The following is a 13573-nucleotide window of genomic DNA, read 5'->3' as shown; positions in this document are numbered from 1 at the left end:
CAGTCAGTTGTCAGCCGTCAGCGGCGTGGCGTGGTAACCCCAGCCGTCGCGGGCGTCCAATAAGCGATAGGCGTTGTCGATGTACTCACCCGGAAAAAGCACCAGCAGCCTTCCAGGCACATGAGCAGAGAGGGCTTTAACGAAACCTGCAACCGAGCCAAAGCCGAACAAAGTACCGCTACCAATCAGCGCTACAAGGGTATTCTCGTTGGCTTGATCGCCCAGCTGCTGCTCCAGTCGATCCAGGAGGTCCTGGATGAAATCGGGGTAGTTGCCGATCAGGTCGCTGGGGTCATTGAAATAGGCATCCCGGTACTCTTCTGCGGCCATCCACTCGGGAAATGCATTGGTGATATCCAACGCCAGCCAGGGGTGGCCTGCGCCTTCCGTGGCCACTTTGAACTCTTCGATTCGCGCACGAATCTTGAGCTCGTCTTCCTTGTGATAAACGGCGAACAGGACGCGCTGTTCATCTGCTAGCCCTGCCTGCCAAGGCAAACTGACATGGCGAGCGTAGTTTTTGATGAGCTTGTTGAGGCGACTACTCATGGAGCCAGGCCTTCTCAGTTGCGGTGAGGAAGTCAGGGAAACCGACCTCAATGACCTCACCCGATTGTTTGAATGTGAGCAGCCCGCGCAAGGACGCCGTACGTGCAAGCTCTGTCAGCCGCTCAAGGCGGCAATCCAGCAGCTTGCACCATTCACTGGAGAACAGGCGCTGCCCGCTCAGACCGTTGAGATAGGCCTGGAACAGGGCATAGGCGACGTTCACCTCGGTCACCTGCGGCTGCGCCCTACTCTTCTTGATGCGGCCACACAGAAATCCAGCCTGAGTCCAGCTGCCGTTGATGTTTTGGGCGTAGGACTTGAGCGACGCGGGACTGAAACGATTGGGATCTTGAGCAGCCAAAACCGCCTCAGTTTGTTCACGCTGCAGGGGCTCACCAGGCTGCAGCTCCAACATCAGCGGTACAGACACACGAAACAGAGGATCACGAGCTGCAGCGAGTTGAAGCGCGAGCAATGGCTGCGCCTCTGCGCGCACATCCCAAAGCTGGCGAAAAACGCGAAACAGCGGGATATCGGGTGACAGGCCGTAGAGATCGACCAGGTGCTCAGCCGTCAGCTTGCGCGCTCGGCTGGTGGGCTTGTCCAGGCAGTTCAGCTCCGTGATTTGCTCACGATACTGCGGGCGACCATCGCTGGACTGCGTGCAAGCGAAAAGGCCGCGCAACTCCGGCAACATCATGGTGCGGGAGTCATGCGCCCCGCTTCTGCCGAACTTGAAGCCGAAATTGATCAAAGACTGTCGGTTAGTCATGGCATCACTTGTGGGATCCCAGCTCACAGCCCCCGCTGAGCGGGCGTTGAGGGAGGGAATGATCTGCAAAGCTGCCATTATCTCTGACTATCCAATGTTGGTCTTGCTTCAATCCGTTAATCGTCAAGCTTGATATCAGTTCGACATTAACCCGCATCCTGCCTAATCAGCCAGGAATTGTCATCTGCAGCGGCTCAAGCTGCTTGGCGCATCGGTCGACGTCGACGGTAGTGAGCGCCAGGCTTGCTGACGCAGAAGTCAGGGCTTCTGTGCCCAACAGTCACCACTGCGCCATCTACCACAACCACATAGACGTTCTGGGCCTTCTCGGCCAGCTGCCGTTCAGCCGAGGAGAGCTTGAGTAACAGCCACTTCAAGCGCGCTCGGTCGAAGAAGTACACCTGCGCTCCACGATTCCAGGTATGGCATCCAAAATCGAGAAGCCACTGGACCTGCTGCTGCCGAATACCGCGTTGACTGCATCGTTGTATGGCATGTGTGGTGTACTCCATTGCCCGTCCCCTCTGCGTTGTGACAACCCATCCTGTTTGAGCTAGGCATCCCTGCAAGTAGCTCCATCAAGTGGACATAGCTGCAGGATATGTCGCCCAACTAGGCACACCAATAATGGGCTTTCATACAGGTCAAGTTTTCAGGCAGGTTGGCAGCGCTTGGGAATGCTTCCGGCCAAGAGCCGGGCAAAACCTCTGGGAACACGTCCAGATTAATGACGCGTTCAGTTCAACCCGGTAGAGGTGTTGAGGTCTCTCCAGGTTGCGAAAGAAAGGAACTGTCATTGCGTGGCGCGCTAGCGCAGTAACACCTGTGATCTGATCGTGGAGTGGTGCAGAGCGCGACCCAATCCAGGACTTTGCCGTTTCCGGGCAGTTACTGGCGAACGGAGCCGAAGAAGCTGGCCTGTCAGGGCTCAAGCCTCTTCGTCATGCTTGACGCGGTACTTAACGAAGGCAATGTACTTCGCAAAGCCGAAGTTGATGATTGGCTTGCGCTCTGAGCCAGCGAGCCATCCCATGACAAGGAAATAAGCGCCCTCAAGCTCATCCAAACTCTTGAGGCGGAACGCCTTTAGCATCTCCGCCTCAAGGTGTTCATCTCTGACCAGCAGGCTTGGTTCGGTGCGGTAATCACCACAGTTCAACCAAACTTCCCCATCCTTCCGGTTGACGTTGGTGACCAGCCCCCAGAACAAGCGAACCGTACCTAGTTCGATGTCAGCAAGCTGTCGCTGATGGGAGAGCAACTTACGGACCTCCCCCTCCAAAGCGACACGACCACCGTCGGTCGTGATCCGGATCGAAACATCATCCTCTGGGTAGTCCGAGTTCTTGATCAGGCACGACAGGATCTGCCGGAGTGATTTGTTGATCGGGTAGTCTGCTGCGTTTGCGTATTTCCGCTGCAGCACGCCCCATGGAGAATCGACTGGCTGCCGCTCCCTGGGTTCTGGCACCAAGATGTCTTGAGGCTTGCGCTTATCTAGATCGACATTGATGCGAGTAGTATCTGTACCTTCATCTGGCTCAGCCCCTTCGTCATCAACGACCAGTACCACTGTCTTGATCTGGCAACCCCCTAGGTGGTGCGCGGCGAAGCAAGCAACACGCTCCCGGCCACCACTGAATGAGCCTCTGACAAACCACGCACTGGCCTCGCACTCTGAACACTCGATGTTACCCGCGAACTTCTCGACATCCTGCTGGTACTGAAATGGCGTCACGGGACTCTGATCAAGGCGGTAGGTAACAGATTGCATTCACACTCCAGATGACTGCTGCCAAAAAAGCCGCTCGCCGCAGCGGATAACTACGTCTGGGTAAAATATGTAGCCTTTCGGGATACATCTAGCGTGTTTACCCGTACAGGTAAAGTTTTCATGCATATACCTTGGCAACGCGCGGCAACTTGATCGGTCGCTCTTTCTGCTCCCTAGGTGAGGCTCGCCAACCACGGGCGAACGACCACCTTGCGCTCATCCAGGCTGAGCGTGGCCACACCGTCCCTCACCAGGGCTTTCTTGTCGCCGGTATGAGGATTGCTTACGTAGGTACTGATGCTCGGTAGCACATTCGGATTTGCACTCCAGCGCAGGTTGAATGCCGCCAGCCTGGGAAACCAGAACTGGCTGGCGTACGGCAAGTTGTCGTGGATCCACCAGGCCAGTGGCGTCCAGTCCTTGCGCTCCTCATACCAAGACAGCAATGCCGGCACCACGATGCAGGCAGTCGCACCCAAATGCCCCTCGGCGTCCGGGTAATCCCAGATGTGGGAGGCGTAATTTTTCTCGTTGGCGGCACAGCTGTACTGGTTGTTGTTCGCGGCGCCCTTGGCATTGACTGCCGGCGCTCGGTAAGCCGAGCGAATGACTATGCGCCCAAAGCGTTCCTGCAGAGGCTCTAGCAACTGTTCGCAAAGCCCTCGCCCGGCCTCAATGGCGCGATCCGGATAATCCGGAATGTTGGGAATGCCCTCAATCTGGCTGATTTCCGAGTAGAGGAAATCGCGCATGAAAAAGTGCTTGGATAGCCGGACGCGCCCCAGATCCTCGAGCGTCTGTACCGTTGCTGGTTTCTTCATCCTGTTTTGCTCCTTGGCATTTCGCTTGCGTGCTGCGGCAGGGTTCAGGCCTGCTGTTCAGCTGGCATCTGAGAGAGCAGGTTGAGTTCCAGATCAGCCCGGTCGACCCAGACCTCATTCAGCTCGCCTTTGACCGCTACGCCCAACTGACGGAAATCACTGACCTGCTTGACCAGGTTAGCCTTGCCATTGACCAACTGATCGCAGGCCTTCTTGTAGGCATCCTGCGCCTTGTCCAGGCTGTGACCGATGGCGTCCATGCTGCCGAGAAAGGTGCGTAGCTTGTCGTATACCTTGCCAGCCCGCTCGGCCAACTCGGCGGTGTGTTTATTCTGATCCTCGAAACGCCACAGCTGGCGCACGATGTTCAGGCTGGTCAGCAACGTGGTTGGCGTCGCCACCAACACGTTCTGCTCGATGGCCTTCTGGAATAGTGTTTCGTCCGCCTTCAGCGCCTCGACGAAAGCCGACTCTATGGGCACGAACATAAAGACCATCTCGGGCGCATTCAGCCCCGGCAAGTCAAAGTAGTTGCGGTCAGAGAGCTCTTTGATGCGATGCCCAATGGCCGTCACGTGCTCGGCAAGCGCCATGCGCCGCTCGGCATCGTCTTCGGCATTGATGTAACGGGTGTAAGCGTTGAGCGAGACCTTGGCATCGATGATCAGGTGCTTGCCTTGCGGCAGGTAGACGATCACATCGGGGCGCTGGCGATTGATCTCGCCAGTGAAGCTGACCTCCCGCTTGAAGTCCTTGCCATTGACCAGACCGGAGCGCTCCAGGACGTTCTCCAGAATCAGTTCACCCCAGTTCCCCTGCGCCTTCTTCTGCCCTTTTAGTGCGGTAGTGAGATCCTGAGCCTCCTGGGTGATCTGTCGATTCAGTTCCTTCAGGTGATGCAGCTCCTGGGTCAACGCAGCTTGCTGCTGGACATCCTTGTGGTGAATGTCTTCAACCTTGGTGCGGAAACCCTCAATCTGTTCGCGGAAAGGTTTAAGCAGTGCGTCCAGTGACTGTTGACTGTGCTGCGAGAACGCCTGGCCTTTGGCTTCGAAGATCTGGCCAGCAAGCTGCTCGAACTCCAGTTTGAGCTGGTCGCGGCTTTCCTTGAGCAGTTGCTGCTGCTCGGCGAAGTGCTGCTGCTTCTGATCGAGAGTGCTGCTCAATGTGGCGTGTTCCTTGGTCAGGGCCGCAAAGCGATCCTGCAGGACATCGTGAACTTGCTGTAGCCGGGTGCTCGCCTGCTTGAGCTCATCATGCTGCTGAAGCAGTTGGCCATATTGAGCACGGGCAGCGCTGGCTGCGCTCTGCACCTCGGCCAATTGGGAGGATTGATCGCGATATTCGGCACGCAAGCGCCCAGCTTCTTGCTGAGCGAATTCGACCTGTCGATGAAGCTGCTCAACATGGGCCTTTTCCGCCCGCAGACCAGCACTCAGCTCACGGAGCTCATCGTCTTTCTGTTGAGATGCAGCCATGCGCTGCTCCAGTTGCGACTGACAGATCTGCAAGGCTGTAACCGCCTCTCGACGACGCAATACCTGCCAATAGACTGCAACGCCTGCCAGCAAAACCAGCAGCAAACCGGCACTCATTACCATCCACGACAACCCAATCATGTTCATGCTCAACACTCCCTAAGTCCGGAAGCCCAATGGGGCCGCTTGAACGTCGACCTCAAGATATGTAGCTTTAGATGACTCATCTAGAGTGTTTACGTGTACAGGTAAAGTTTTCGAACAGATGGAGCAGCCATGAAACGCAAGCAATCAATCGAGTCCGTGCGCTGGGATCTAGCGCTGCGCTATCGCCTGATCGAAACCGTGGCCTGGTGGGAAGGCCGCCTGACCACCAACCACCTGATTCAGAGCTTCGGCATCAGCCGTCAGCAGGCGTCGAAGGACATCAACTCCTACATCAGCGATTACGCGCCAAAGAACCTGGAATACGACAAGCATCTGAAGGGGTATGTACCCAGTCGGCACTTCAAGCCACTGTTCATCGACGACAGCGCCAGCGCCTATCTGCACCTGCTCAACCACAACCATGACCGCGCCCCTCATATCGAAGGCCTGGCACTGGCCTACGCGCACACCGAGGTGCTGCAGGTACCGGATCGCACGGTACGCCCGGAACTGCTGCGCCCGCTTCTGCGCGCCTGTCGCGAGGGGCTGCGCCTGGAGTGTGAGTATGTGTCCTTTACTACACCGGATGCCGAGACACGCTTGATCGCTCCGCACACGCTGATTTACACCGGCATGCGCTGGCACGTACGCGCGTACTGCGAGAAGAATCGCGATTACCGGGACTTCGTATTAAGTCGCTTCCGCGGCGCGCCTGAGCTCATGGATGACCCGTCTTCCAATGGACGCGACCAGGATGAGGGCTGGAGCACTCAGGTGGCTATGGTGATCGAGCCGGACTCACGACTTAAGCCGGAGCAGAAGGTGATCATCGAGACAGATTACGGGATGCGAGAGGGTCAGTTAGTGATCGAAACGCGCGGTGCCCTGGTGCAGTACGTCCTGCAGCGCTACCAGATCGACCCCACCAAGGTGCATGCCAAGGCCACCGCTCAGCAGATCGTTGTAGCCAACCTGGATGAGCTTCAACCCTGGCTATATCAGTGAAGTACTGTTAACGGTTCTATTCGACCGATCCGCCATAAGCCATGCGCGCCAGCCCCACAAAGCCCTGCGAGCAGCAAGACCTCATAGAAAGAAAGCAACGTAGTCATGGCACAGCCTCCTTCGGGGTAGTGCCTGGACTATGACCCGATGCAGTAGCGAAGGCGATCTGTCTACTTTTCGTCTGTAAACAAAGCGGACAGATGTTACAAGCACTGAACTCTAGAGCACACCCAGCCAAACCTCATTGCTTTCAATGATCCGGACAAACGCCTGAGCGCTGAATCCGTCCGGATAAAGTGTGGCTATCTCTTCTCCTGCCTCAGCCTCCTGTTCGAACCCCCTCAGGTGGTGCTGCTCGTCACGCAGTGCGACTTCGATCACCTCACGTGATACGACTGGAGCACCATCAAGCACCTCCCCGTCCAGCTCAATCGAGGTGTCCACAACCCAGGCATGCAAGTCCGGCAACGGACCGGAGATCCCCAGTCCCAACTCGTCACGCAAGACAGAATCCTCCGTTAATGCTTGAAGCACCGCCGGACGTTTATGCTTCAACTGCCTGGCAGCCTTGCGTAACGTGTTTGTGCGGTGAAGCCAGACTTCGTGACCGTTGGAACGGATAAATCCTGATTTGACCTCAAGCAAAAGCAGCACGCCCTCGAGGCACGCCAGCAGATCAATCTCCCCCGCATCTCCCTCATCCTTGCGAGACGGCTGATAACCCACAACGACGCGGAAACCTCGCTGCCGAAGAGAAGCTGCCAGTTCGTGTTCGACACGCTCTGTTTCGGAGCGAAGCTCAGGTCTACGCGCCTCCACGCGACGCAGATTATTCACCGCGGCAGTGAGGCTGTTCTGTCTTCCTGCAATCCAGGGAAACTGAAAGCTGAAGCGCCCCACCTTGTAGAAAGGCCGCTCGTACAGCCTGGGCGTCGGTTGATTTGGAGCTTGCTTGATTTGCTCGGACAACGCCTGAAGGTCACTGGTCCAGAACTGCAGGATAGCTTTGGCGGCCTCCGGGTCGCCCGAGGGATGCTTATCACTGACCGTCCAGGCGCGGATCCGCTCCACTTTCTCCGGCAATTCCGACCAGGTCATCGGAAAGCGGTTCTCTCCCTGCAGTAGCCCCTCAAAAGCCAAGCGGCCCAGTGCCGCTATGGAGTCATCAGAGTCAGCCAGGTATCGGCGATAGGGCTGCAGATAGGCCTGTTCGAAAAAAGCGTTGGTCAGCTCACTGGCCAGCATGGCGTGGTGCAGCGAGACATCCGTGCCGTTTCTGAGTCTGATACTTTCGCCCAGCCCAAAAACCACCTGCAGATAGAGCTGGCTGCGAATCGCTTTGATGTATGCGAGCTGGTTGGCTTCATGGTTTGCAGCACTACCAATCACCTGCCCTGCCAACTCAGAAGCCGCAAAGACATCAACCGCGCGACGCATCCAGTAGCACCACAGCAACTGGCTTTTTCGCTCGGTACGCTGCCAGCGCAACAGACCCTCGTTCGTTTTATTGAAGATGACCGACCGCCCAGGCTGGAGCTGGTAATCGCATTCGCTATCGAAACAAAACCAGTCGATGGAACGCTCGTAATCAATGAGCTCTCGCGTTGCCTCGATCATTACGCCGACCGTTTCCAAATTCACAACGCATTCCGCGCCCTCCCCTGGCTGCGGAAACAGTATCGACGACAGATGCTGCCTCAACGAACGGCCAAGCACACCCGTAGAAAGCCGAAAGTCAGACTCACTACAAGTCTTCAGCTTGCGCAGAATGATCCTCTCGTAAGCAACCCAATCCATGCCTGCAGGATCGTCACCAGCCTCCCCGAGACGGGCATAAGCCAGTACGCTGAGATAGGAAAGCAACTCCAGCAATGACAGCGACTGCAATTGCCGCTCAGTGCTCTTGATAACCGTATCAAAGGGCTCTAGCTGCAACAGCAGACGCTCACAAACTCCGAAGAACGTCTGCCACTCCTCGCAGGTGCGGTTATTTTGAAGCTGAATCCAAATAGGCGAGTCCCGGCGTGTGAAAAGCTTGGAATAGCGAATAGCCCAGCGCAGTTGAACGGGGTGATGAACAGCCAGGTGATCCAGTAGCTCAAAACTGATCGCGTCATCAAAATGCAGCACACGCGCAAGCGCAAGACTGGCCAGAGTAGCTCCCTCTACATTTGCGGGGTGCCACCAGAAATCGGCTGCAGCCAGTCCAGATGCACGATTTCTCTGGGTGTACTTTCCGCTTGGTCGCTGGTCGAGAAAGTCATGCAGACACTCATCAAGCGCAACGCCGGAAGCGAGGTAGCGCGCATATCCCGCGAACTGTGTCTGGTAGTAATCCTTACACCGCATGTTAGGAGGCACCAACGCTCACCCCTGGCATAGCACCGAAGTCCACCGACCAAGAGTGGGATCTGTAGGCCTATCAATCAAACGCAATACGGTTGGCCCTTCGATTGAGTTCTACCCCCGTTGCCTCAGTAGCATCGAACTCTCACTTGACCAACCGTAGCCCTGCTCCACCGCGAACCTCAAAAGCTCTAGCATCTCCAGTACCAGGGACAGCCACAGGTGCCATACCAAACAAGATCGGCGTCAGATCTGCAGATGAAACACTCAACTCTGATGCAATGGCACTGAGCGATTTGCCCTGGTCTCTGGCGAGCCCCAAAACCTTCTGCAGCACTTGCGATGTTTCTCGGGGAGAAGGATCAGGCTCGTTAGTTCTTGCCCCCATACTGGCAAGCTCAACACAGAAGCTTCGATAAACCCACTCGGTCAAAATCCCGACTTTTCCCAAGCGGTAGGCAAGAGCCATAGCGGAGACGTTCCAGATCTTCTTCATCTTGATGACATCCGCCACGGACCTACATTTCCACCCCTGAGCCAAAATGGTCTGCTTAGGCATTAAGAACGCCGAAGCAAAGGCGTTTGCTTCGTTCTCAACCTCTTTACCCTTGTTCTCGCCATGCCTGTGCAGAACCAAGTGCCCCAGTTCATGGGCGGCGTCGAATCGGCTGGCTTCAGCCGATTTCTGCGTGTTCAGAAATACGAAAGGCGTTACGCCTCGACGCCAGCAAGAGAACGCGTTGACCTGGCTCGTTTCTTCGGCCAGGGAAAAAACACGAACACCTTTCGACTCAAGAAGGTGAACCATGTTCTTTATAGACAGTAGCCCCAGCCCCCACTCCGCACGCACAGTCTCCGCAGCGGCTTCGGGATCCATGCCAGAACAATCTGGAACAGACGCTTCTGGCAGATGAAATTTGCTGTCGATCCAGTCGCTGAGCATATAAGCAATGCCGCCCGCAGCGAGCGCTGCATCTCTCTGTCCAGCAGTCATACGAGAGAACGAACGGAAACTGGCGTTCTCATCAGTAGGCGCGTCGACATCGACACCGCTGAAAAAGGACAGCGGAAAGCTAAGAGCCTGGGCAATGCTGCTCAGGCTCTCGTGCGACGGAATCAAATCACCGCTTTCGTACAAAGATATCGTTTTGCCACTTAAAGATGTGGCATCTGCTAGCGACTTCTTTGTCCATCCACGGCGTTGGCGGGCGAGCACTAATCGGGCCGGATTGAAATCGCTGGTCTCGGTCATGATCTCGGTGTAACTGGAATGTCGATATCGGGAGCTGTATCAGATCCGTGGTTGTCTTCTGGGGCATCCAGAACGAGCGCCGGCATGATAAAGCGCGGATTCCAGTCGTCAACCTTTCCGTTTTCGCCGATGTTGATCGGGCGCGAGAGTTCGTAATGAACCGTGCGATTCTCAAGATCAACATAGAACAGAAGGATCCAGAGCGTCTGCTCACCTTGTTGATCGTCGATGAAAATCTGTCGACTGCGTCGCTCGACAGGGAACAGATCGGCCTGCCGGGCGTTGTAGGACACGCTCTTAGTCGTGCGGTTACCACGCTTGTTCCGAGTCTGCGGATTCTTGACATACGGGTTACCAGTATTATGGTCACCGCAAGCAACCGTTACAGCATGCTTACCGTCGGGAGAGACCACACGCGGCTGATTACTTGGGTCAGCAGGTTTCCACCCCTTGGGAAGCATCTGTTGTCTAAAGGCTTCCGTACCGAAAATCCAAGCCAGGGTGCCATCTGACCCCTTGGGCTGCAGCGGGCCAGCCAAAGATGCGGACCGAAAGCACTGGAGCGCTGTAGCTTTGAGATCCGCGGCAGTTATGCCCAGCAGTTGCGCAATGGCCTGTTCGGGAGGAAGGTCAGCTATGCGATGAAACGGATTGCTCGGCGCCATAGGGAGTCTCTCGTGTCGGGTTCCTGTTTTTATACATCATTTGATGTATAAAAAAAAGAACCCTTCACCTATCCTCTCTTGCCTTGCCTCCCAATGGCCATGGACACATCCCAAGCTGAGAACATTTCCAAGCTGCAATGATCCCGCACAGAGCGCTGAACTAGCGCTCACCTCGGCAATTCACCCTTCTGGTGCGACTCCGGTACCACAGGATAGGCCCAGCTGTAGCACAGCCTTGGGTCACGACCAGCTTCACCGACCAGATATAACTGAATTTCAGACCTGAATCATTGAAGGGAAGACGGGTGCGTAGTGCCCTCTTCAGCCCTTCCCTTCACAGGAGCCTGAACGATGTCGATTAATTACTCTGAGCGCGTCAGAGCACGCAACCATGCCCGCAAAGTCGGTGGTGCGGCCGGTGCTGTAGGTGGAGCCGCGACAGGCGCGGTGAGCGCTGCAGCCGGAGCACAAAGCGGTGCAGCCCTGGGCGCAGTCGCTGGCCCAATTGGGGCGGCCTTGGGCAGCCTGGCTGGTGCCATCCTCGGTGGTTTGGCTGGCGGCGCGGTCGGCAGCCTCGCCGGTGCACGCATGGGTGAAGAAATCGATGCCCGAGTGCTCGATAACTTCGAGTGCCACGCCTGCGGCCACGTCTTCTCCATCAGCGACCAGTAGTCCCTTCTGCGGTTATTGGGCGCGCCCCTCATTCAGCCCATTTCACACCGACTCGGCACTCGACTGCCGGGCGATAGCCAGTTCCTTTGGCAAGGAGATCTTTATGGCTCACCTCATCGAGCAAATGGCCTATGTCGGTGCCAGCCCTTGGCACGGCCTGGGTAATCAACTCACGCAAGAGCAGCCCCTTGAAGTCTGGCAGCACGAAGCCGGAATGGACTGGCAGATCCTGGAAAGCCCCGTGCATTTCAAGTCAAACGCGATCGGCCACCTCGGCACGATTCACTCTTTCCCCGAGCAGAAGGTACTCTATCGCTCGGACAGCAAAGCGCCGCTGCCAGTGGTCTCCCAGCGTTACCACACCGTGCAGCCGCGCGAGGTACTGGAGTTCTACCGCGACCTCACCGAGGTCTCCGGCTATGAGCTGGAGACTGCTGGCGTGCTCAAGGGAGGCCGCAAGTTCTGGGCACTGGCGCGCACGGGACAAGGCACAGCTCTGAAGGGTAATGACCAGGTCAATGGCTACCTGCTGCTGGCCACCTCCTGCGACGGCACCCTGGCCACCACGGCGACACCGACCACGGTGCGCGTAGTGTGCAACAGCACCCTTACCATCGCCCTGGACGGCACCAGCCGGGCGATCAAGGTGCCGCACAACACCCGCTTTGATCAACAGTTGGTGAAGAAGCAACTCGGTATCGCCGTCTCGCAATGGGATGAGTTTATGTATCGCATGCGGACGTTGGCTGAGCGAAAAGTGAAATCCAAGGAAGCGCTGAGCTTCATCACCACCGTACTGGGCGACAGTTCGCCTACCAGTCAGCAAGGGAAGGCTGTGCCGAACATTCGCGCCATGCAGAAGGTGGAAAACCTGTACCAAGGGCACGGACGAGGCAGTCAGCTAGACTCGGCGCGCGGCACCGCCTGGGGACTACTCAAGGCCGTCACCGAGTGGACTACCCCCGGAACGATAGACATTCCCGGCCTACGCTTCTGGCCGATGTCTGCCTGTCGCGAAGAGCAGACAATGGGAAGATATACCCGCTCCGCCAAAGAGCGGAGTGTTGCTGCCTGTCTGCGCTGCAATCCGATTACCTCTATGAGCTCGTCATCTGAGCCAATCAGCAAATGCATCTCCCCCATCCAATGCTTTAACGTGCCAACTCACCATCAATAGAAGGCAGATAGCACTCGAAAGTCTCGGGTGGGGCAAAATTCAGAAGCGCCACAAAACCACCAGGCATAAAAAAATCCAGTCACCGCTAAGTGACTGGATTTTCTAGGAATTTTTGGTCGGGACGGAGTGATTCGAACACTCGACCCCTTGCACCCCATGCAAGTGCGCTACCAGGCTGCGCTACGCCCCGACGTTGCTTTCCGGTTGCCCGGTTGGCGGATCGCACTATACCGTAAGGTTTTCTTTCGGCAAAGCACTTTTTTCATTTTTTTCAGCTACTTGCGCAGCACGTGAAGAACGTCTTCCAGTTCCGCGATCATCTGGCGGATGAGTTGCTTGTACTGGGTGATGTCTTCGCGGGCTTCGTCGCCGGAGAGGCGCTGGCGCGCCCCGCCGATGGTGAAGCCTTGATCGTACAGGAGCGCGCGGATCTGGCGGATCATCAGCACGTCCTGGCGCTGATAGTACCGGCGGTTGCCGCGGCGCTTGACCGGGTTGAGCTGCGGGAACTCCTGTTCCCAATACCGCAGCACGTGCGGTTTCACTGCGCACAAGTCGCTCACTTCACCGATGGTGAAGTAGCGCTTGCCCGGAATGGGGGGCAGTTCGTCGTTATGACTTGGTTCCAGCATAAGCCTCAACCCTGGCTTTCAGTTTCTGGCCTGGACGAAAGGTGACGACGCGGCGGGCCGTGATCGGGATTTCCTCTCCCGTCTTCGGGTTGCGCCCCGGGCGCTGGCGTTTGTCGCGCAGGTCGAAATTGCCGAAACCGGACAGTTTCACCTGTTCGTTATGCTCCAGCGCCTGGCGAATCTCTTCGAAGAAGAGCTCCACCAGTTCCTTGGCTTCCCGTTTGTTCAGGCCCAGCTCTTCATACAGACGTTCGGCAATCTCAGCTTTCGTCAGAGCCCCCAT

12 protein-coding genes, 1 tRNA gene and 1 pseudogene are annotated in these 13573 nt (G+C 56.7%); 3 read left to right on the top strand and 11 right to left on the bottom strand.

Going from position 1 to position 13573, the window contains the following annotated elements; genetic code table 11:
* Positions 1–3 precede the first annotated feature (3 nt).
* The 5 genes from DK254_RS08110 to rmuC form a co-directional block, all read right to left on the bottom strand.
* The gene (locus DK254_RS08110; protein WP_109933362.1) at positions 4–549 is read right to left on the bottom strand and encodes a DUF1788 domain-containing protein; all 546 of its coding nucleotides are present in this window, start codon (positions 547–549) and stop codon (positions 4–6) included.
* Complete coding sequence (locus DK254_RS08105) at positions 542–1321, bottom strand: hypothetical protein (RefSeq protein ID WP_109933361.1); 780 nt, start codon at positions 1319–1321, stop codon at positions 542–544. Before DK254_RS08105 ends, DK254_RS08110 begins: the two co-directional genes overlap by 8 nt.
* Positions 1322–2249: 928 nt before the next feature.
* Entirely contained in the window at positions 2250–3095 is an 846-nt protein-coding gene (locus DK254_RS08100) for a hypothetical protein (protein WP_109933360.1), read from the bottom strand.
* Positions 3096–3268: 173 nt separating this feature from the next.
* The gene (locus DK254_RS08095) at positions 3269–3916 is read right to left on the bottom strand and encodes a peptidase M15 (RefSeq protein WP_109933359.1); all 648 of its coding nucleotides are present in this window, start codon (positions 3914–3916) and stop codon (positions 3269–3271) included.
* Positions 3917–3960: 44 nt separating this feature from the next.
* Positions 3961–5541, bottom strand: a complete 1581-nt coding sequence (gene rmuC / locus DK254_RS08090; RefSeq protein WP_256595828.1) for a DNA recombination protein RmuC — start codon at positions 5539–5541, stop codon at positions 3961–3963.
* Between the two features lie 129 nt (positions 5542–5670).
* On the opposite strand from rmuC, the gene DK254_RS08085 reads away from it, so the two are divergent.
* Positions 5671–6546, top strand: coding sequence for a YafY family protein (locus DK254_RS08085; protein WP_109933358.1), 876 nt, complete (start codon positions 5671–5673; stop codon positions 6544–6546).
* 219 nt (positions 6547–6765) lie between these two features.
* On the opposite strand, the gene DK254_RS08080 is transcribed toward DK254_RS08085, so the two are convergent.
* The 3 genes from DK254_RS08080 to DK254_RS08070 all read right to left on the bottom strand — a co-directional run bounded on the left by DK254_RS08080 (position 6766) and on the right by DK254_RS08070 (position 10809).
* Complete coding sequence (locus tag DK254_RS08080; protein WP_256595827.1) at positions 6766–8895, bottom strand: NERD domain-containing protein; 2130 nt, start codon at positions 8893–8895, stop codon at positions 6766–6768.
* Positions 8896–9037: 142 nt separating this feature from the next.
* Entirely contained in the window at positions 9038–10144 is a 1107-nt protein-coding gene (locus DK254_RS08075) for an ImmA/IrrE family metallo-endopeptidase (protein ID WP_043106099.1), read from the bottom strand.
* The gene (locus tag DK254_RS08070; RefSeq protein WP_109933357.1) at positions 10141–10809 is read right to left on the bottom strand and encodes a hypothetical protein; all 669 of its coding nucleotides are present in this window, start codon (positions 10807–10809) and stop codon (positions 10141–10143) included. Before DK254_RS08070 ends, DK254_RS08075 begins: the two co-directional genes overlap by 4 nt.
* A gap of 351 nt (positions 10810–11160) precedes the next feature.
* Here DK254_RS08070 and DK254_RS08065 point away from each other — a divergent pair, with 351 nt between their 5' ends.
* Positions 11161–11481 carry a hypothetical protein gene (locus DK254_RS08065; protein WP_109933356.1) on the top strand — a complete coding sequence of 107 codons (321 nt, stop codon included), beginning with the start codon at positions 11161–11163 and terminating at the stop codon, positions 11479–11481.
* Between the two features lie 103 nt (positions 11482–11584).
* Positions 11585–12436, top strand: a pseudogene (locus tag DK254_RS08060) (DUF932 domain-containing protein); the annotation flags it as partial.
* A gap of 335 nt (positions 12437–12771) precedes the next feature.
* Here the strand turns inward: DK254_RS08060 and DK254_RS08055 are convergent.
* From DK254_RS08055 to ihfA, 3 genes are all read right to left on the bottom strand, one after another.
* Positions 12772–12848, bottom strand: a tRNA-Pro gene (locus DK254_RS08055).
* 85 nt (positions 12849–12933) lie between these two features.
* A complete protein-coding gene (locus DK254_RS08050) occupies positions 12934–13290 on the bottom strand; it encodes a MerR family transcriptional regulator (protein ID WP_009617038.1) in 357 nt (118 codons plus the stop codon).
* Positions 13271–13573, bottom strand: coding sequence for an integration host factor subunit alpha (gene ihfA / locus DK254_RS08045; protein WP_003090661.1), 303 nt, complete (start codon positions 13571–13573; stop codon positions 13271–13273). The genes DK254_RS08050 and ihfA overlap by 20 nt, the downstream gene beginning before the upstream one ends.

It is taken from the genome of Pseudomonas sp. RW407 (assembly GCF_003176655.1).
GTDB classification, from domain to species: Bacteria; Pseudomonadota; Gammaproteobacteria; order Pseudomonadales; family Pseudomonadaceae; genus Pseudomonas; species Pseudomonas delhiensis.
The sequence above is the reverse complement of the archived record's forward strand: the minus strand, read 5'-3'. Positions and strand labels throughout refer to the sequence as shown.